Here is a 20,547-nt window from a genome sequence, read left to right on the forward strand (position 1 = left end):
CTTCGAATCAGAGGGTTCGGGCGTAAAACGCCGTCAGCTGTTCCATGGCGACATCGACGTAGGCCGGCACCCAATAGGTTTCGATGTGCGTGGCGCCCTCGATCTTGAACAGGGTCTTGTCCTGAGTTCCGGAGGCCTTGGCGAAGGCTTGCTCCGACATGTACAGGCTGTCGGCCTTGCTGCCGGCGATCATCAGCAATGGCTTGTCGATCAGCGCGATCTGGTCCGTCGCGTCGAAACTCATCAGATCCAGCAGGCTGCTGAGGGTGTAACGGAAGGTCGAGTTGGGATGCGCGTGGGTCTTGCCGTAATACTCGAAGCCCTGGCGGTACAGATCGAACGGCAATTTGGCGATCTGCTCATCGGTCAGTTTGGCATCGCCGACGTATTGGATTTCCCCGCCGGCGGCTTCCTGGGCGCGGGCGGCCGAGGCTTGCTGCAAGCGTTGCTGGATGGTGTCGAGTTGCGAGTCCTGATAACCGTTGCGGCGCACCAGCCCGGAATTGAACATGCTCACCGTGGCAATCGAGCGGAAGCGTTTGTCGGTCTGCGCAGCCTTCAACGAGTAACCGCCACCGCCGCAGATGCCGAGCAAACCGAGATGGGCACTGTCGACGCCGGGGTAGCTGGCAATGAAGTCGGCCATGCCATGAATGTCTTCGACACGGTTGGCCGGTTTGTCGATGTTGCGTGGTTCGCCACCGCTCGCACCCTGATAGGCCGCGTCCGCCGTGATCGTGATGTAGCCCTGATCGGCCAGACGCTGAGCATAAAGACCGGCAACCTGCTCTTTCACCCCACCATTGGGGTGCGCGACGACAACGGCGGGATAGTGCCGGGCCGGGTCGTAGTTCGCGGGGGTGTAGACGTTGGCGGAAATGGCCAGGCCATTGAGCGTGTAGGTCACCGGATGAATGTTGACCTTGCCCGGCTCGTTGCGGGTGATCGCGCCACCGTAAGTCAAGGTGAACGGGTTCTGCCGGTAATCCGCCGCCTCGACTTCAGCACCGGACATCCCGATCATCGCGGCCAGCACGCCGGCCTTCATCGTGGTTCGCATCATTTGCCTCTCCTTTCCATCAATACGGTATGGAGAGGCAAACTACCCTTCGGCGATTGATTGATAAACGGCACTAATTGGATAGCACTGATATCAAAATCACATAAGTCCAGCAAATCAGCGTACCTGCCCCGGCAAACTAGGAATCGCCTGATGTCCGGCGCTGTCCACGGCCACTAGAGTGCGTGGCTCCTCTATCACCGTGTGGCGCCGTCAATATGGAACGACCCGACAAACAGCGACGAATGCGCGTTTTTTCAAACATTGCCTGCGTCATGGCGCTCGTCTGGGGTTCGGGCGCCATGGCCGCGAACTGTGCGTTTACCTATTCGGATAAACACAACACGACAGTGACCCTGAATTTCGGCGCCAACGTGGGGGCGGACAGTTTGACGGTCCCCCAGGACGCGCCCATTGGCACCATCATCTACCAGCAATCGCTCAATGCGGCGGAGCACATCTTTACCTGCACGGCGGCCACACGCTACGGATTCGCCGTGAACCCTGCTCTGGGAGCGCCCGTCGACGCGACCTATCCCCTGGGCAAGACCGGACTTTCATTTCGTGTCGGCACCCCCAACCCCAACATCACCTACATGCCTCCGCCGTTCAATATCGGCTCAGGCACTTACACCACCAATGGCGGGAACTACACGCTGGAGATCTTCAAATCCGGCGAACTGTCGCCGAAAAACGAGATTGCCGCCGGCTTTCTCGGCAACCTGCAAGTCAGTGATCTGGTGTTCATCAAGTTCAACCTGCTCAACCCGATTCACTTGAATACCGCCTCCTGCCAGACCCCGTCCGTGCCGGTGGCGATGGGTGACGACTACCGTCTGGAAGAGTTCGAAAAGAGCGGCGCGACACCGCGCGTGATCAAATACAACATTGCCTTGAACCAGTGCCAGCGCGGCATCAAGAAAGTGACCTATCAACTCAAGGCCACCACCACTGTCATCGACTCGAAGAAAGGCATCGTGGCGCTGAATGCCGAGTCCACAGCCAAAGGCATCGGCCTGCAGTTGATGAACGATGCGGGGCAACCTATCGCACTGGACACCAATTACCCGTTCAACGGCTTCAACACCACCGACACCGACTTCAGGATTCCCTTGTCCGCGTCCTACTACCGCCTCGCCGAAGTCACGTTGAAAGCGGGCACGGCGAACACCGCCGTGACCTTCATCATGAGTTATCTGTAGTCATTTAAGGATCGTCTTATATCGATCGAACTCATGCCTGCCTACAGTGCGGGCATGAGATTGAAGTCGTACCTGCATCAAATCAACCCGATCCTTTCCACCCCGAATGCGGCGCGGCGCTTGTTGCGCATTTTCGCGCTGGTGTTGCTGATCGGCATCCTCGGCGGGGTCTATAACTTTCTGTTATTCACCTTCACCAACGAACTGTCCCGGCGGCGCGGCTACATGAGCAGCGCCATCGCCGAAGCGCATACCTTTTTCACCACTCGCGAGGCGTTGCTCGAAAGCCTCAGCCTGTCGGCCACGCGCAAACCCGCCACCACACCACCGGCCTCGGATGAAGAGATTCATCTGCTGCTGGGCAACACGCCCGGCAAGCAGTGGCGTATCGGCCTGACCCAACGCATGCGCGATTACCTGGAGGACAAACAGGTCAATCTCATCTACGTCAGCAGCGGCACCGATGCAAACGTCAAGCGTCTGTACACCGCAACACCGATGCCAAAGAACTTTCCCCAGGCCATGCTCAATCGCCTGGAGACACTCAAGCGCGAGAACGCCCCCGCACTTGAAGAACTGTGGCTGACACATCAATCGGCCCGGCATTCACAGCTGTACATTTTCATTCGCCTCGACGAGCGCGACACGAGTTCCGGCTGGCTGGGGCTGGAAATGGACGGCCGCAAAGTCTCCAACGCGCTGAACGATCAGAGCGCGGGCGAGTTCATGATGTTCAACGCCCAGGGCATGTTGCTGTTCACCAATAGCCAAAGCACACGCTTGAGCCAGAATCTTTTGCAGCTTCAGCGTGAAAACTTCTTTGGTCTGGTCGGCGAAGGCTGGTTGCCCGACCATCTGGTGATTCGCAAGCAACTCAAGTCATCGGACTGGCAACTGGTGTACTCCATCGAATTGCGGGCCTTGCTCTCTGCGCTGGCATCGCAACTGATCGGCGCCCTGCTGTTCTGCCTGCTGAGTATCAGCCTGGTATGGCTGCTGATCCGGCGCATGGAGCATCGCTTCATCAAACCGACGATCCACCGCATCCAGGCCGTGGTCGAAAGCGAACTGTTCAGCCGCGACGTGATTCAGACAGCCCCGGTGGCCTTGTGCGTTTTGCGCCGCACCGATGGCCAGGTGGTGCTGGAAAACACCCTGTCCCAACAATGGCTGGGCCAGGGCGATGAACGCGAGCAACTGTGTCCCGAATGGATTCGCAGAGCCTTCAATGGCGAAGCACCGCCCCTCACCGACTACTTCGAAACCGCCGATGGCCGCCATCTGTATCTGAGCTGCGTGCCCACCCGCTACAAGGGTGAGGACGTGTTGCTCTGCACCTTCAGTGACATCAGCGCGCGCACCCAGATCGAAGAAGCGTTGCAACAGGCACGCCAGCTCGCCGACGCCGCCAATGATGCGAAGACGTTGTTTCTGGCGACCATGAGCCACGAAATCCGCACACCCCTGTATGGCGTACTGGGGACTCTTGAATTGCTGGCGCGCACCACCCTGGATGTGCAGCAACGCGACTACCTGCGGGCGATCGAGGGTTCATCGGCGACGCTGTTGCAATTGATCTGCGATGTGCTGGACGTGTCGAAAATCGAAGCCGGGCAACTGGCGCTGGAACTGAGCGAGTTCTCCACCCTGCAACTGGTGCAAGAGGTGATCCAGGGTTATGCCGCCGCGGCACGGGGCAAAGGCTTGCAGTTGTATGCCTGCCTGGACCCGCAACTGCCGGAACGGGTCATCGGTGACGCCACGAGAATCCGCCAGATCCTCAATAATCTGCTGAACAACGCCGTCAAATTCACCGACTCCGGGCGGGTGGTCCTGAGGGTCAGGCTGCTCTGTCGCGAAGGCGAGCGTGCCAGCCTGCAATGGCAGGTCTCGGACACCGGCAAAGGCGTCACCCAGGACGATCAGGCGCTGATCTTCAACCCCTTCTATCAGATCGACGGCAGCACCAATGTGGTGGCCGGTACGGGGCTTGGCCTGCCGATCTGTCAGCGCCTGACCCACTTGATGAATGGCAGCATCCGCATGGTCAGCGAGTTGGGACTGGGCAGCAGTTTTTCCCTGGACCTGCCACTGGAAGAACCCTCGGGCAGCGCAGTACAAACGAATCTGAAAGGATTGCTGCAGGAGATCGTCTACGTGGTGTCGCCGATCCGCGAGCTGGCCGAAGTCATCAGCGGCTGGCTAAGACGCTGGGGCGCACGCCCGCAGATCGGCCACCCTCCGCGTCAGGGTTCGTCCTCCCAGAGCATCCTGATCGAGTTGCACCCGGGTGCGTTCGAGCAACGCCTTGAATCCGAATGGACCGGCCCGCTGGTGCTCGCCACTGGTGACGGCAGCCACGAGCCGCAGATCATGTCCGGTGGCTGGAAGGTCAATCTCAACGACCTGCACGCCATTCACCAGGCGGTCAGCCTGGCACAGGGATTGTGGGTGGCAAAACCTGCGACACACGCCGATCCACAGGAGCTGAAACGGCTGAACCTGCACATTCTGGTAGCCGAAGACAACGTCATCAATCAATTGATCCTGCGTGATCAACTGGAGGAACTCGGCTGCACCGTGGTGCTGGCCGCCGATGGCGAAGAGGCGCTGTCGCTGTGGCGCGACGGACCGTTCGACATCATCCTCAGCGACGTCAACATGCCGCGCCTCAATGGCTACGAACTGGCCCGGGAGCTACGTCGCCTGGGCTGCACCCTTCCCATCATCGGCGCCACCGCCAACGCCTTGCGCGGAGAAGCGGCCCAATGCCTGGCCGCCGGCATGAACCACTGCCTGGTCAAGCCGTTCACGCTGCAAGCCCTGTTCAATTACCTGGTGCCTTATGAAAGAGCTGCCCATGAAGCGCTGTAGCATCCTGATTGTCGAAGACCATCCCTTCCAGCATTTGTACTTGCAGCACCTGTTCAGCGAACTGGGTGATTTTCATCTCGAAGCGGCACGCGATGGCGCAGAAGCGCTCGCCCGTCTGCAACAACGTGAATTCGATCTGGTACTGACCGACCTGCTCATGCCCGGCATGGATGGCGTGCAGTTCATCCAGGGGCTGGCCGCCCTGCACGCCCGACCGGCCCTGGCAATCATGAGTGCGACCTCCCGGCGCATGTTGATGGGGGCCAGCCTGGTGGCGCGCAATTCGGGGGTCAAGGTCATCGGACTGATTTCCAAACCGGTGAAATCCACGGCCCTGCGCGACCTGACCGACCAGCTCATGGGTTTGCGCCAGGCCACTCAGCCACTGCCCGTTCCGGGCATTGAGCGCCAGGCCATTCTTGACGCCCTGGGCAATGGTCAACTGCAAGCCTGGTTTCAACCCAAGAAAGCCCTCGCCAACGGGCGCATCGTCGCCGCCGAAGCCCTGGTGCGATGGATGCACCCGGAACACGGCTTGATGCTGCCGGGCCTGTTTCTACCGGCGCTCAAAGCCTTCAATCTGGAGGAACACCTGCTGTGGCACGTATTGGGTCAGGCGATCGAGGCGCAGGCCCGATGGCGCGATCAGGGGTACGACATTCCAGTGTCGATCAACCTGCCCACGCACCTGCTCAACAGCCATGACCTGACCGACCGGATTCTCGAGTTCGTGCACGCCCATCATGGGGTACCGGGAAAAATCTGCTTTGAACTGATGGAGTGTTCGGTGCCACAGGACATCAGCAACTTCTACGCCGGTGCCTGCCGGTTGCGGATCATGGGATTCGGCCTGTCTCAGGATGATTTCGGCAAGGGTTACAGCTCCTACATGAACCTGGTGTCGACGCCTTTTACCGAGCTGAAGATTGACCGGGCGCTGGTTCAGGGCTGCAACGAGAACGAGGAACTGGCCCAGGCACTGACCAGCATTGTCGCCCTCGGACGGCAGTTGGGCCTGACCGTGGTCGCCGAAGGTGTGGAAACCGCGCAAGAGCTTGCTCTGTTGCGTAAAATCGACTGCACTCAGGTTCAGGGTTTCCTGATCTCCCATGCCGTGTCCCCGGATCAGTTCCAGCAGTTGTTGACCCATGACGGTCCGGCTAGCACCTATTGACCCTCAGACACGTGCGTTCCAGCGTCTCTTGCTTCGAGGTCTCAGTGCTCAACCGCTTTGCGCTCACCGGTCGCGTGGCCGTGCGATGAATCATCCCAACGCCATTTTCGACAAACTGGCCAACAGTTCGCTGCGCCTGAACAAAGGCCTGACCGTACTGTGCGCAACCGTCATGCTGCTGATCGGAATCAGCTATTGGGGCGTGCAGCGCACGCTCGAAGAGCAGCACGACACGGTGCGATTCCACTTTGCGCGGTTGCTGGAGAATCTGCACGAACAGGAAGCCTTTCTCGAAACGCTGTCTGCGCACAGCGCCGAGGGCGGCATGTTGACCTCGACGGTTATCCCCATGTCGCTGCAACAGGCAATGCCTGACGAGGGGCCTGATATCTACCGGGGCCAACAGCATTCCTTTTCCCTGCCCTTCAGTGTGAAGGTCGATCCGCACAAGATCGCCCCCAGTCAGCACCTGAAAGTCTTCAACCTCGGTGCGCACCTGGCCGATCACTACAGCGCCTTCTGGTCGGCCTCGCATTTTCAGTCACCGCAAGTTGTCCTGTTCAACGTCCCGGACAACTTCGACATCGCCGTGCCCGCCGCCGGGCGTCTGCGCGGTGAGGGCCAGATACAGGGCGGGGAGTTTGTCGGGGTAATGAAGCAGTTGCTGCAACGACTGCACGATGCCAACCCAAAGCCCTTGGATAACCGGGTTCACTGGGTGCAATACAATGCGGCGGAGGGTGACAGCGCCAAGGCGTCCGTGCTCGGTTACGTCAACATCGACTTGTCTTCGGCCCCGATGCATATCGAGGGCGCCAGCTCCTGGGTGGTGGTCGCTTCACTGTTGAACCTGGCTCAGGTCAACAACATCGAACGCATCATGCAATGGTCGATCTACGACCACTTCACCCTCATCGCCCCCTCCGGTGAAGCGCTGATCGGTGCGATAAAACCTGATCTGAAGATTGATGAAGGACTGAACTTCAACCGTGACGGGCTGGTGTTCAAAGTCTCCAGCCCGGGCGAACGGCACTGGTCGGGGATTTACGTCATCAGCCTGAAAAGCTTCCTCAACTACGCCCTGTGGCCGTTGCTGGCGTTGTTCGCGTTGCTGCTGGCGGGGATTGGCGGTGGCCGGGCGTTCAATCGCTGGTACAAGCGCCGCGTGGTGCTGCCTGCCCACCGGGCCCACGAAAGCATCGCCGAAAGCGAAGCGTTCAGCCGCACAGTCATTGATACGGCACCGGCCGGCCTGTGCGTCATCCGCCGCAGAGACCATGCCGTGTTACTGGAAAATCGCCGCGCCCAGCAATGGCAGGACAGCACCAAACTGATCACGGTACTCAATCGTCAGCACGATCTCATCCGTTCCGGGCAGACCGACCTTGAGATCGATGGCCGTCACCTGCATGTCGACTTCACCTCCACCCGTTATCAGGGACAGGATGCCTGGCTGTGCGCAATCCATGACGTCACCCGCCTGGTCGAAGATGCCGCCGCACTGGAAGACGCACGCAAAGCCGCCGATTCGGCCAACGCGGCCAAAACCCGGTTTCTGGCGACGATGAGCCATGAAATCCGTACGCCGTTATACGGTGTGCTGGGCACCCTCGAACTGTTGGGGCTGACCCCGCTGGAACCGCGTCAGCAGCAGTACCTCAATACCATCCAGCGGTCTTCCGCCACCTTGTTCCAGTTGATCAGTGATGTGCTGGACGTGTCGAAGATCGAGTCCGGGCAAATGACGCTGGAAGACCAGGATTTCTGCCCGCTGGAACTGACCGAAGACACTTTGCGCACCTACAGTGCCTTCGCCGAAGCCAAGGGGCTGCAACTCTACGCCTGCATGGATGCCAGCCTTCCGGACCGGGTTCGCGGTGATCCGCTGCGCATTCGGCAAATCCTCAATAATCTGTTGAGCAATGCCATCAAGTTCACCGACAACGGTCGGGTCGTTCTGCGGGTCCGGGTGCTGGAGCGCAGCGCCGGTGACGTGAGCCTGCAGTGGCAGATCAGCGATACGGGCATCGGTATTTCCCAGGCCCAGCAAGTGCAGTTGTTTGATCCGTTCTATCAGGTCCGCGATGCCTCCAGTGAAGCGGGTGCGGGGCTGGGCCTGGCGATCTGTCGGTGGCTGTGCGACCTGATGGCGGGCCAGCTCAAAGTGGTCAGCGAGCCCGGGCTGGGCAGCAGTTTTTCCCTGCAACTGACACTGGAGTGTCTGCCGGGAGAACTGGCCGATTGCCCCGAGTTCACGCCGGGAACTCCACCGGTTTATGTCCGTGCACAGGCTCAGGAACTGGCGCAGCACCTCTGCGCCTGGCTCAACCGCCTGGGTGCGGACGCCCGGGTCGCGGGTGGCGACAGTCAACCCGCCACGGCGTCGGCGCTGTTGGTGGATATGCTGCCGATTGGCAATGAAGCCCCCTGGCCCGGCCCACGGATCATCGCCACCGCAGGCGCCCGCAAAGCGCCGGCGGGCACCACGCAGGATCGGGAAGTCGACGCTCACGATGTCCGCGCGATCGCCCGGGCCGTGAACCGTGCGCTGCACGGTGCGGATGTTCACCAGCCACTTTTACTGCCCGAAACAGCGGCCGATCTGAATCTGCGGATCCTGGTGGCCGAAGACAACCCGATCAATCAGGCGATCATCAAGGAACAACTGGAAGCCCTGGGCTGTTCGGTAACAGCGGCCGACAACGGAGAACAGGCACTGGCCCAATGGCTGCCCGGGCTGTTCGACCTGGTGCTGACTGACGTCAACATGCCGATCATCAACGGCTATGAACTGGCCACAGCCTTGCGCCAACGCGGCGCGGACCTGCCCATTATCGGTGTCACCGCCAATGCCCTGCGCGAGGAAGGCGAACGTTGTGCCGCCGTGGGCATGAACGCCTGGCTGGTCAAACCTCTGAACCTGCAAACATTGCGAACGCAGTTGATCAAACACTGCAAGAAGCCCGTGGCCGCGCATGCCGACAGCGCTCCGATAGTCGAGGCCCCCTCCTCGACTGAAGCGCCTGTGCAATTGTCAGCGAAAATGCAGGAGCTCTTTATCCGCACCCTGCAACAGGACATGCAGGACATCCGCACAGCGCTGAACCAGGAAGAGGCTGACCGCACGGCACAAAAACTCCACAGCGTCGCCGGCTCACTGGGGGTCATTCAGGCCAGCGCCCTCGCCCAGACCTGCGCCCTGCTGGAATGCCGACTGACCGGGCACAAACTCACCCCGGCCCTGACGCTGGACGTTCACCAGGTTCTTGAAGACCTGAACGCGTTACTGGCGACATTCAAGTAACCTCCCCCTTATTTACCCAACGACACCTTACGGACACCTGGTCATGGAAAAACTCAACGTTGTCATCGCGGATGATCACCCCATCGTGTTGCTGGGAGTGCGCGAACTCGTCGAACGGGACGAGCATTTCAGCGTCGTGGGCGAAGCCATCAGTTCGGACGGGCTGATCAAGCTGCTCGAAAGCCAGCCTGTCGACCTGGTCATCACCGACTTCAATATGCCTGCGGACTCCCCCTATGGTGATGGTCTCAAACTGGTGGAGTACCTGAAGCGGCACTTTCCCCATGTGCAGATCCTGGTGCTGACCATGATCTCCAATCCGCTGATCCTGACCCGCCTGCATGAACTGGGCGTCCTCGGGGTCATCCAGAAACATCAGTTGCACAACGAAATCGAAGTCGCGCTCAAGGCTGTCGCCAATGGCAGGCCCTTCCGCAGTGCGACCCCAGAGCCGGTTTCGGTGATCGAGTCCACCGCCGACCTGGACGAACGCTTTGCCCGACTATCACCCAAGGAGCATGAAATCCTGCGCCTGTTTGTTGCAGGCCAAAGTGTCAGCGACATTGCCCGTGGCCAGAACAGAAGTGCCAAGACCATCAGTACGCAAAAGATCGCCGCAATGCGCAAACTTGAAGTCAGCAGTGATCAGGATTTGTTGGCTTACTGCATCGAGCGCAAACTTTTCAACTAACGAACCGTCATCAGCGACTGTTGATTCATGGGCATTTCGTGAATCTAAGGATCGTCTGATTTTTTCATCTGAACAGCTTTCGTATCGTGGCAGCGCACTTTAACGCTGCACTTCAAACACATACGGAAATCAGAATGAAAAAGTTCACCCTGGCATTTTTGACCCTGTCAATCCTGAGCGCCACCGGCAATGCATTTGCCGCCGACCCGGTCGTTCCAACCAAGGCCGGCTCCGGCACCATCAACTTCTCCGGCATCATCAACAACGACGCCTGCTCGGTTCAGAGCTCGGACTTGAACAAGACCATTTCCGTGCCGATGGGTGAAGTGTCGATCAAGGACATGGGCACCGCAGCCGCACCGATCGGCAGCGGTAAGCTCAGCGCAGAAAACTTCGACATGAAGATCACCTGCAACAAGGGCACCAAGGTGTCGATGATCTTCCAACCGAAAAAAGGCGCCGGCTCGGGCCTCGTCGAAGGCACCAAGGTGTTGAAACTGATCGACGGACTGGGCGCGGCGAAGAACATCGGTATCGCCCTGCTCGACGCCAACGGCGCGCTGATCGATCTCTCTTCGGACGCCACCGCCCACATCGAGAACACCCTGCAGGATGGCGGCACCACCCTGAAGTTCTCGGCTGCCTACGTCACCACCGGCCCGCTGGACACCGTTGTCGCCGGTCGTGGTGATGCCACCCTGCCTTTCGTTCTGCAATACGAATAACTCCGCGCAGACGTTGACCCCGGAGCGGGGCCCGGTGCCCCGCCTCTCTTTGGCAATCAATCGGTAATGATCATGTTGGTTCGTCCCCTTTCCTTTTGCCTGGGCCTCCTGGGCTTGCTCGTGGCTGCCCAGGCCAGCGCCGGTATCTCTTTGAGCGCCACCCGCCTGGTGTTCGACGGCAAGCACAAAGAGGCCGGCATCACCGTGCGCAATAACGGTGAAGACGTACTTATCCAGTCCTGGGTCGACCGCGACGGGTCCGAGACGGCCTCGGTGCCCTTCGCCGTGACCCCGCCGCTGGCCCGGGTGACCGGTAACGAACAGCAATTGCTGCGGGTGATCTACGAGGGCACCGGCATGCCGTCCGACAAAGAGTCGGTGGTCTGGCTCAATGTCCAGGAGATCCCTCAGGCCGCCAAGGCACAAAACACGCTGCAGCTCGCCGTGCGCCAGCGCATCAAAGTGTTCTTCCGCCCGGCCGGGTTGAACGCCAACGCTTATCTGGCACCGACCGAACTGCAATGGGCGCTTGTGGAACGGGCAGGAAAAACAGCCCTGAGCATCAAAAACCCCGGTCTCTACCACGTGTCCATGGTGGATATAAAACTGCAGTCAGGAACATCAGCTGAAAACGTAGTTGATTCATTGATGATCGCCCCGGGCGAGCAGAAAGAGTTCGCCATCCAACAACTGACAAACATCAAAACCGCCCACTTGTCGTTCACCAGCATCAACGACTACGGCGCGCAGGAGCGTTACGCCACAACACTGGCTGGAAGTTCAACAACGAAAGCCAGCCTGGCCAAAGAATCGCCTTAACGCGCCTGTTTAATTATCAGTCGTACATCAACCGTACTTCACTTCGCTCCGCTCAGTCATGCGTACCGGGGGTGATATAGGTCAATTGCATGTTTTTACTCACTCGCGACAGACAAGATCGTGGCGTAAACCACAGCTGGCAACTGGCAATTCCCTTATCACGCTTGAGCCCAACGCTGGCCATCATCATTGCGTCCTGCCTGCCCATCGCTGCGACCGCCGCCGAGCCTGAGCAAGAACCGCTCGACCAATTCAACACCGCGTTTCTTCAGGGCGCCCAGTCGTCCGTGGACCTGCAACTGTTGCTGTCGGCCAACAGCGTGCTGCCGGGCAATTACCGGGTAGATCTCTACAGCAACGAGGTGTTGGTGGGGCGTCGTGATATCGATTTTCGGCGCAATGCGAAGAACGGCAAGGTCCAGGCCTGTCTGACCCTGGACATGCTCCAGCAACTGGGCATCGACATGAAAAAACTCGAAGCGACCGGCAAGCTTGACCCCCTAGATCCGCACGCGTGTCATGACCTTCCCGAGCTGATCGACAAAGCCACTGTGCGCTACGACGTCAGTCGGCTGCGCCTGATGGTCAGCGTGCCGCAAATCGCCATGCAGCGCGGCATGCGCGGGTATGTCGACCCGGCGCTGTGGGATCAGGGTGTTTCGGCAGCCTTTATCAACTATCAGTTGAGCAGCAACCGCAACAGCTCCGATCACAGCACCACACTTTCCAATAACCTGGGATTGCGTAACGGGATCAACCTGGGCGGCTGGCGGCTGCGTAACGAGTCGAACTTCAGCAGCACCACCGGGCAACCGAGCACCTTCAAGAGCAACCGCAGCTTCGTGCAGCATGATGTGACGGCACTGAAGGGGCAATTCAGTGCGGGCGACATTTTCTCCGACACAGACCTGTTCGACAGCGTGCGTTATCGCGGCCTGAAACTGGCCTCCGATGAAGGCATGCGCGCGGACAGCGAACGCGGCTACGCGCCGATCATCCGCGGTGTGGCGGAAACCAGCGCCACGGTGGAGATCCGTCAGAACAACTACATCCTCTACACCGCCAACGTGCCGCCGGGCCCGTTCGAGATCAGCGATATCTATCCCAGCGGCTCCAACGGCGACCTGGAAGTGACCATCATCGAAGCCGATGGCCGTCGCCGAGTCACGCTGCAGGCGTTTTCCAGCCTGCCGATCATGGTGCGTGAAGGTCAGGCGAAGTACAGCGTCTCGGCGGGCAAGTACAACAGCAACAGCGAGGGGCTGACGTCGCCGCAGTTTGTCAGCAGCACGCTGGCTTACGGTATCAGCAGCAACCTGACCGGGATCGTCGGTGTCCAGGCCTCGGACAATTTCCAGGCGCTGGCGCTTGGTGCCGGGCGCAACACCCGTATCGGCGCTGTTTCGATCGACCTTACCCACTCGGCCAGCCGTACCCCCGGACAATCCACCCAGGGCAACAGCCTGCGGGCGTTGTATGCAAAAACGTTCACCGGGACCGACACCAGCTTCACCCTCGCCGCCTATCGATACTCCACCGAGGGCTATCGGACGCTCACCCAGCATGTCGAAGAACTCGGCACCGACAGCTCAAGACGCAGCGCCAACTCGAAAACCCGTACCGACCTGACCGTCAACCAGAGCCTGGGCCGTCAACAGCAATTTGGCAGTGTCTATCTCAACGCCAGCGATCAGCGCTACTGGAATCGCGGGGGCTCCCAGAGCCTCTCGGCCGGCTACAGCAACGTCTGGGGCGAGATGACGTACAACGTCGGCGCCACCTACACCAAGGATGTCGGTGATTTCGGTCCTTCGAACAACGACACTCTGGTCAATCTGTCCCTGTCATTCCCGCTGGGCTCCAGACCTCGGGCGCCTCGTGCCTTCGTCTCGGCCAGCACGCAGAAGGACAGCGACAGCACGCAGGTGGGCATCAACGGTTATCTGTCGGAAGACAGCGACACCTATTACTCGCTGCAAGGCGGCAACAGCAGCAACGGTGGCAACTCGGCCTCGGCCAACCTCAGCACCCGCACGTCCGTGGCCAACGTCAGCGCCGGCTACAGCCAGGGGCGTGGCTACACCTCGCAGAACCTCAACCTTGCCGGTGCCGTCGTGGCCCACGGAGGCGGGATCAATCTTGGGCAAACGGTGGGTGAAACCTTCGCGCTGGCTGAAGTGCCAGGCGTCGCCGGTGTCAAGATCGGCAGCTACAGCGGTGCCGAAACCGGGCGCAACGGCTTTGCCGTCGTGCCCAATGCGCAACCTTATCGGGTGAACTGGATCAGCCTCGATACGCGGGACCTGGGCGCCGACATCGAGATCGACAACGCGACCCGACAAGTCGTGCCAAGGCGCGGCGCCGTGGTGCTGGCCCGATACGCCAGCACCAGCGGCAGACGCGTGCAATTCGAGCTGTTCGATGCTCGACACAAACCCCTCCCGTTCGGCGCTGCGCTGGAAGACCGCGCCGGCAAACAGATTGCGATTTCAGACCCCGGCGGCAAAGCGCTGGCGCTGGTGGAAGAAGATGCAGCCACGCTCTTGATCAAATGGAATGGTCAGCAATGCACGGCCGCCTATTCGTTGCCGGAGCGCGACAAGTCCGTGAACTACGAGCGTGTGAGTCTGGTGTGCCAGCCGTGAACGGGCGAGGCTCATCGTTCGACGACTATCGGGCAGGATCAGGCAAGGAATCGATAGAAATGCACTAACGTGCCTTCGGGGCAGAACGGGAAGATGGCCCTTCGACCACCCCATCGAGGACGTTCCCATGCTAGTTCAAGCCTACGGTGCCCATGCGGGCGACAAACCCCTTGAGCCTATCCAGATCAATCGCCGCGCCCCTGCGGCCCATGACGTCCAGATCGACATCGCTTTCTGCGGCATCTGCCATTCCGACCTGCACCAGGTGCGCTCCGAGTGGGCCGGCACACAATTCCCTTGCGTACCGGGACACGAAATCGTCGGCCGCGTTTCGGCGGTCGGTGCCCATGTTTCCGAATACAAGGTCGGCGATCTGGTCGGCGTCGGTTGCATCGTCGACAGCTGCAAACACTGTGAAGACTGCGAAACCGGCCTGGAAAACTACTGCGACAGCATGATCGGCACCTACAACTTCCCGACCCCGGACGCCCCCGGCTGGACGCTCGGCGGCTACTCGCAAAACATCGTGGTGCATGAGCGTTACGTGCTGCGCATCCGACACCCCGAAGCACAACTGGCCGCCGTCGCACCGCTGCTGTGCGCGGGCATCACCACTTACTCGCCGCTGCGTCAGTGGAACGCCGGGCCGGGCAAGAAGATCGGCGTAGTCGGCATCGGCGGCCTGGGCCATATGGGCATCAAACTGGCCCACGCGATGGGTGCGCACGTCGTGGCGTTCACCACCTCCGAATCCAAGCGTGAGGCAGCCAAAGCACTGGGCGCCGATGAAGTGGTGGTGTCGCGCAATCCGGAAGAAATGGCTGCGCACACCAAGAGCTTCGACTTCATCCTCAACACCGTCGCCGCCCCTCACGATCTCGATGCGTTCCTGGTGCTGCTCAAGCGTGACGGCGCCCTGACACTGGTCGGCGCCCCCGCCTCACCGCATCCATCGCCGAACATGTTCAACCTGATCATGAAACGCCGAACCATCGCCGGCTCGATGATCGGCGGCATTCCCGAGACCCAGGAGATGCTGGATTTCTGCGCCGAGCACGGCATCGTGTCCGACATCGAACTGATTCGCGCGGATCAGATCAATGAGTCCTATGAGCGGATGCTCAAGGGCGATGTGAAGTATCGGTTTGTGATTGATAACGCGACGTTGGCAGGCTGAGCGCCGGGCTCGACGAACGCCTCAATGTAACGACGAAAATCCCGGGCGCTTCAATGCCCCGGGATGACCGCTGGCCCAACCCCCTTCTGTTACCGAGATCGCTTCGCGACCGTTCATTTGCCCAGATTCTGATTCATCAGGTTGTCCAGTACCGGTTGGTGACTGGCAGCTTGCCAGTCGCGCCAATGCTTGCATCCCTCGACGTTGACTTCCGCTGCATGACTGCGCGCATCGCAGATCATTGCCCACTTTTGCCTCAAGGTCGGATATTTAATGAAGTCCGCCCGGGTGGGTGGCTCACAGCCGGATAACGTAGCGACCGACAGAATGGTGGCCGCGAGTTTCCAGGCGAGTGGATAGCTGCTGGCTGGCGTCATGACAATGAATCCCCCTTCCGGGAGACCCTCCTGAAGTAATGAAAAAACCTGCTGTTTTCATAGGCTGCAGAAGAATCTTAGGGATTGATTGGCCCCTCCACGAGATCCACTTTCAGGTTATTTCATGGAACCATTTCCACGCACGAGTGGCACCTTCGAGGCCTGGCCGTAGTGGCGGATAAGGCACGCCATCTAGCCCAGCGCGCACAAGACACCGTCAGCGAAACCCGGGATGGCTTTCCAAGATCACTCCATTTGAAGTAGCCTTTTGATATCAAAAAGATATCAATCGTCTTCGAAGGTCGTCAGACCCGAGTTTTTGCGGAAAGGAATTCCATGAACAACGTCATTACGTAAACGCCTGCTTTTGCATTGATCTTTCCCCCCACACCCAGTAAAAAACCCTCTCCCTTTTCCATCCTCGCAAGGAGCAGCGGATGCTCGAGCTATCCACGGATCGACTGGACCTGCGCACGATGGTCGAGTCCGACTGGCCTCTGTTCCTCAGGCTGCATTCCGAGCCGCAGACCATGCAGTACGTGTTCGGCGACATTGCCGAGGAGCAGGTTCGCAAAGGTTTCGAACATCGGCTCCCGGCGTGGGGGCCGCAATCGGAGCACTGGTTGTGCCTGGTGGTGGCCGACAGGGCCAGCGGCCAGGAGTTGGGCGTGACCGGGCTGCGCATTCTCTCGCCCGGGCATGCCGAGGTGGGTTGCCTGCTGTTGCCGGAACATCAGGGCAAAGGCTTTGGTACCGAGTCGCGGCAGGCAATCATCGACCATGCCGCATCCATCGGGCTGGACTCGTTGGAGTCGACCGTGACCGACGGTAATATCGCGTCCTGCAAGGTGCTGGAGAAATGCGGCTTTGTGTTCGCACGTCGTGTGCCGCAGGCCTACCAGATCGGTGATCGGTGGTTCGACGATCTGATCTATCACTATCAAATCCGCTGAGCCTTACGCTCAACGACTCGCCAAGGAGGCCTCTCGTCGTGAATCCCTATCAATGCCTGCCACCCCGCTCCTTCTGGCGTACGGCCGTGGCCGACAAGTCCGCGCTGGACATCGGTGAGCTGTGGACACCGCAATTCGAGATCGGCAACAAGGACGCCATCGTCACCGCCGGTTCCTGTTTTGCCCAGCACATCGGCCGCGCGCTGGTTGCGCGCGGCATGAACTGGCTGGATGCGGAACCCGCCCCGGACGCGTTGCCTGAGGCGGACTGGAAGGCCCACAACTACGGGGTGTTTTCGTTCCGCACCGGCAATCTGTATACCCCGGCGATGTTGTGCCAATGGCTCGAATGGGCGCTGGGCGTGAGCGCTCCGCCGGATGAGGTCTGGGTGCATGACGGGCGTTTCTTCGATCCGTTCCGCCCCGCCGTGGAGCCTGACGGATTTGCCAGCGAGCAAGCGTTGTTCGAGTCGCGTGAGGCCACCCTCGACGCCATCCGCGAAGCGTTGCGCCGCGCCAAAGTGTTCGTGTTCACCCTCGGCCTGACCGAAGCCTGGCAACATCGCGAGACCGGTCTGGTGTATCCCGTGTGCCCCGGCACCGTGCGCGGCACTTTCGATCCGCTGCTCCACCGGTTCTGCAACTTCGGTTTCATGGACACTTACGGCGACATGGTCAGGGCGCTGGAGTTGATGCGTTCGATCAACCCGCAACTGCGCCTGTTGCTCACCGTGTCACCGGTGCCGTTGACGGCAACCGCTACCGGGCAACATGTGCTGAGCTCGACGACCTACTCCAAGTCGGTGCTGCGCGCCGTCGCCGGGCAGTTGTGTGAAGACCTGCCCGACGTCGACTATTTCCCGTCCTACGAAATCATCACCGGCACGCCGTTCAAGGGCGCGTTCTACCAGCCCAACCAACGGGAAGTCACACCAGAAGGTGTGGCGTTCGTGATGCAGCAATTCTTTGCCGGGCTCGACGCGGTTCAATCGGTGCAGGCGCCGACCACCTCCCCCTCCACCAGCGTGTCCAGCGAGGATCTTGTCTGTGAAGACGCCGTACTCGATTACTACGCCTAGGTTTCTGCTGCTGGGCGACTCCCATGCCGGCATCATCGGCAAGGCAGCGCAGGCCCGTGAACTGCCTTTCGGCGGCGGCCCGCTGGGAACCGGTCGGGACTTCGCCGTCGACTTCTTCAGCCTGGCGCGCAATGACGTGGTCTTTCGGGATAGGGAAATGGATCGGCTGTATCGCCAGGCTCTCGATACGCTGAAAGTGCCGCAACTGGCGAAGGTCAGCGTGCCGCTGGTGAGCACTATAGGCCTGAGCCTGCACTACCTCGCCACCGCGCCGAACTGGACCTGCTACCAGAATGCGCACGGTGAGTTCGACGACGGTTTTCTCGCCGGGCCGTTGTTCGAGGCGGTCATCGACACCCTGTCCCGCCCTGCGCTGGCTTTCTATGAACAGGCCCTGGCGCTGAACCTCAAGGTGTTCGCCGTATTGCCGCCGCAACGGGTGCCGGAGCTCTCCGACACGCGCGTGTTCATGGCCGCACAGTCATTGCTGATCGAACGCCTGCAAGGGCTTGGCGTCGAGCTGATCGACGTGCGCGAGGCGGCGAATGATGAGCAGGGTTTTCAGCGTGAGGCGTTCTGCGAAGTGGATGACCCGCTGCACGGCAATCTGGCATTCGGTGAGTTGATCGTCAAGCAACTGATCCGTCGCGGCGTCTAGCACCTGTGGGAGCAAGTGGCTCCCACAGGTTTTTTCAGCACCATCAAGCCTTGGGCTGCGTCCCGAGGATCGTCACCCGCTCGCCATAACGCGAATGCGGGAAATAATCCCAGATCGCGTGGTGCTGGGTGCAGCGGTTGTCCCAGAACACCAGCGTGTTCGGCGCCCAGCGTACGCGACAGCTGAGAGACGGTTCCCGAGCCACCAGGTCGAACAGCATGTTCAACAGCACCTGACTTTCGCCACCGGACAACTGCACGATGTGCGATGTGAAACCGGAATTGACGAACAGCGACTTGCGCCCGGTTTCCGGGTGACGAACCACCACCGGGTGTTCGGTTTTTGGCAGGTTGGCCGGCGCCTCATAGCCCTTCCACGGAATTGCGCCGTCGTGAATCGCGGTCAATTCGCCGAGAAACTGCTGCATCGTCGGCGAGAGCATTTCGATCGCCAGGTGCATGTTGGCGAACAACGTATCGCCGCCCGTGCCGATGGCCGGGGTTTCCTTGACGTACAACATCGAACCCATGGACGGCGCCAGGTCGGCCGTGCCGTCGGTGTGCCAGGTTTCGCCGGCCACATAGCGCGATTGCGCATTGGCGCGGATCACCACCAGTTCCGGGTCATCGCCGTCGATGTCTTCCACCGGCAAGGCCCGCAGTTCGCCGAACAGCCGGCCAAACGCCTTGTGTTCCTCGACCGTCAGATGCTGATCGCGGAACACCAGCACGTGGTTCTCCAGAAAGGCCCGGCGGATTTCCGCGAGTTGATCGTCGCTCAGCGGTTGCGAAAGATCGACGCCGCCGATTTCGGCACCGATGATCGGCGTGATCCGGTCGACCGTGATGCGCTGATACGGTGCGCGCTTTTCTGCCGCGATGCGCTCGATTGCCTTGAGTGCCAACTGATCCATGTTCCCTCACCTTTTTTATTGGAACGACGCCGACGACGGCGACAGGGTCTCGCGCAGCGACCGTGGTCGCATGTCGATCCAGTGTTGATTGATGTAATCCAGGCAGACCTGGCGTTCGCCACGCATCCCGGCTGCACTCCAGCCGCTGGCCATAGGCTTGCCCGCCGGCCACAGGGAATACTGACCTTGGGCATTGATCACCACATCGAATTGCAGCTGTGCGTCATTCATGTCGCTCTCCTGTTGAACGGGATTGAAGCGGGGCCAGGTGCCGGACCAGCCCTTCTGCGAGGTGGCTGAACAGCACACGCCGCTGCTCGTCGGTCTGCGCACAGGCCCAGACGTACACCCGCGCCGACGCCGCGCACACCTGTGCGTACGCGTCAGCATCGTCAGTCGCGAATGCTTTGGCCGAAACTTCCACATTGGCACTCGCATGGGCCTGGGCAAACGCGGTGGCACTGGCTTCGGTATTCAGTTGCGCGTAATACACCGCGAACGCCTCGGCATCGCCGAAGTGCTCGGCGATCATGGCGGTGTTGCTCGGCGCGAGACCGTATGTCATCGCACTGGCATGGGCCTGGGCGTACGCCGCGTCGTAGGCATAGGCCCGTCGATACAGCGCCAGCAACACCGGTTTGAGCATGGCCCGCCATTCGCCCTGACGCCCGGACAAGCCGAGCGCCGCCCGTTGATGCAAGCTTTGCAAGGCGAGCAGCACTGGCCGATGCTCCGGCAAGGCCTCGCAGAGCATCGGCAGCACCACGTCGGCTTGCCAACCATGAACCCGCCGAAGCGACTGCGGTTCATCGACCCTGTAAATCCTTTGAAGCAAGACATCGGGCTGCTCTTCGCACAGCACCTGCGCCAAGGTCGGCAACCACCGAGGCATTGAA

At 60.3% G+C, this 20,547-nt stretch carries 17 protein-coding genes; 12 read left to right on the top strand and 5 right to left on the bottom strand.

Features of this window, described 5'->3' with window-relative positions:
• Positions 1-7: 7 nt before the first annotated feature.
• The gene (locus AC1RR7_RS15050; RefSeq protein WP_493157881.1) at positions 8-1,063 is read right to left on the bottom strand and encodes an alpha/beta hydrolase; all 1,056 of its coding nucleotides are present in this window, start codon (positions 1,061-1,063) and stop codon (positions 8-10) included.
• Between the two features lie 242 nt (positions 1,064-1,305).
• Between AC1RR7_RS15050 and AC1RR7_RS15055 the strand changes: the two genes are divergently transcribed.
• From AC1RR7_RS15055 to AC1RR7_RS15095, 9 genes are all read left to right on the top strand, one after another.
• A complete protein-coding gene (locus AC1RR7_RS15055; protein WP_493157882.1) occupies positions 1,306-2,262 on the top strand; it encodes a fimbrial protein in 957 nt (318 codons plus the stop codon).
• Positions 2,263-2,316: 54 nt separating this feature from the next.
• Positions 2,317-5,136, top strand: a complete 2,820-nt coding sequence (locus AC1RR7_RS15060; protein WP_493066256.1) for an ATP-binding protein — start codon at positions 2,317-2,319, stop codon at positions 5,134-5,136.
• Positions 5,123-6,310 carry a response regulator cyclic di-GMP phosphodiesterase PvrR gene (gene pvrR / locus AC1RR7_RS15065; RefSeq protein ID WP_493157883.1) on the top strand — a complete coding sequence of 396 codons (1,188 nt, stop codon included), beginning with the start codon at positions 5,123-5,125 and terminating at the stop codon, positions 6,308-6,310. Before AC1RR7_RS15060 ends, pvrR begins: the two co-directional genes overlap by 14 nt.
• An 85-nt stretch (positions 6,311-6,395) precedes the next feature.
• On the top strand, positions 6,396-9,614 hold the full coding sequence (locus AC1RR7_RS15070; RefSeq protein WP_493157884.1) for a hybrid sensor histidine kinase/response regulator: 3,219 nt from the start codon (positions 6,396-6,398) through the stop codon (positions 9,612-9,614).
• Between the two features lie 43 nt (positions 9,615-9,657).
• A complete protein-coding gene (locus AC1RR7_RS15075) occupies positions 9,658-10,305 on the top strand; it encodes a response regulator (protein ID WP_493157885.1) in 648 nt (215 codons plus the stop codon).
• Between the two features lie 134 nt (positions 10,306-10,439).
• A complete protein-coding gene (locus AC1RR7_RS15080) occupies positions 10,440-11,030 on the top strand; it encodes a fimbrial protein (RefSeq protein WP_096820622.1) in 591 nt (196 codons plus the stop codon).
• Positions 11,031-11,102: 72 nt separating this feature from the next.
• Positions 11,103-11,849 carry a fimbrial biogenesis chaperone gene (locus tag AC1RR7_RS15085; protein WP_493157991.1) on the top strand — a complete coding sequence of 249 codons (747 nt, stop codon included), beginning with the start codon at positions 11,103-11,105 and terminating at the stop codon, positions 11,847-11,849.
• Positions 11,850-11,938: 89 nt separating this feature from the next.
• Entirely contained in the window at positions 11,939-14,494 is a 2,556-nt protein-coding gene (locus tag AC1RR7_RS15090) for a fimbria/pilus outer membrane usher protein (RefSeq protein ID WP_096820621.1), read from the top strand.
• 127 nt (positions 14,495-14,621) lie between these two features.
• Positions 14,622-15,671: an NAD(P)-dependent alcohol dehydrogenase gene (locus tag AC1RR7_RS15095; RefSeq protein ID WP_493157886.1), complete on the top strand. Its 1,050-nt coding sequence runs from the start codon at positions 14,622-14,624 to the stop codon at positions 15,669-15,671.
• A 113-nt stretch (positions 15,672-15,784) separates the two neighbouring features.
• Here the strand turns inward: AC1RR7_RS15095 and AC1RR7_RS15100 are convergent, their stop codons facing one another.
• The gene (locus tag AC1RR7_RS15100; RefSeq protein WP_493157887.1) at positions 15,785-16,048 is read right to left on the bottom strand and encodes a hypothetical protein; all 264 of its coding nucleotides are present in this window, start codon (positions 16,046-16,048) and stop codon (positions 15,785-15,787) included.
• Between the two features lie 437 nt (positions 16,049-16,485).
• Between AC1RR7_RS15100 and AC1RR7_RS15105 the strand changes: the two genes are divergently transcribed.
• The 3 genes from AC1RR7_RS15105 to AC1RR7_RS15115 are packed head-to-tail and all read left to right on the top strand — an operon-like array spanning position 16,486 to position 18,738.
• A complete protein-coding gene (locus AC1RR7_RS15105; protein ID WP_493157888.1) occupies positions 16,486-17,001 on the top strand; it encodes a GNAT family N-acetyltransferase in 516 nt (171 codons plus the stop codon).
• A gap of 38 nt (positions 17,002-17,039) precedes the next feature.
• Complete coding sequence (locus tag AC1RR7_RS15110) at positions 17,040-18,080, top strand: GSCFA domain-containing protein (RefSeq protein ID WP_493157889.1); 1,041 nt, start codon at positions 17,040-17,042, stop codon at positions 18,078-18,080.
• The gene (locus AC1RR7_RS15115; protein ID WP_493157890.1) at positions 18,049-18,738 is read left to right on the top strand and encodes a hypothetical protein; all 690 of its coding nucleotides are present in this window, start codon (positions 18,049-18,051) and stop codon (positions 18,736-18,738) included. The genes AC1RR7_RS15110 and AC1RR7_RS15115 overlap by 32 nt, the downstream gene beginning before the upstream one ends.
• A gap of 43 nt (positions 18,739-18,781) precedes the next feature.
• Here the strand turns inward: AC1RR7_RS15115 and AC1RR7_RS15120 are convergent, their stop codons facing one another.
• From AC1RR7_RS15120 to AC1RR7_RS15130, 3 genes are read right to left on the bottom strand one after another with little or no spacing between them, the layout of a single operon-like run.
• The gene (locus tag AC1RR7_RS15120) at positions 18,782-19,651 is read right to left on the bottom strand and encodes a TauD/TfdA dioxygenase family protein (protein ID WP_102622148.1); all 870 of its coding nucleotides are present in this window, start codon (positions 19,649-19,651) and stop codon (positions 18,782-18,784) included.
• Between the two features lie 15 nt (positions 19,652-19,666).
• Positions 19,667-19,882 carry an MbtH family protein gene (locus tag AC1RR7_RS15125; protein ID WP_096820614.1) on the bottom strand — a complete coding sequence of 72 codons (216 nt, stop codon included), beginning with the start codon at positions 19,880-19,882 and terminating at the stop codon, positions 19,667-19,669.
• The gene (locus AC1RR7_RS15130; protein WP_493157891.1) at positions 19,875-20,543 is read right to left on the bottom strand and encodes a hypothetical protein; all 669 of its coding nucleotides are present in this window, start codon (positions 20,541-20,543) and stop codon (positions 19,875-19,877) included. Before AC1RR7_RS15130 ends, AC1RR7_RS15125 begins: the two co-directional genes overlap by 8 nt.
• Between the last annotated feature and the right edge of the window lie 4 nt (positions 20,544-20,547).

The organism is Pseudomonas sp. GW821-FHT11G12 (assembly GCF_058808055.1).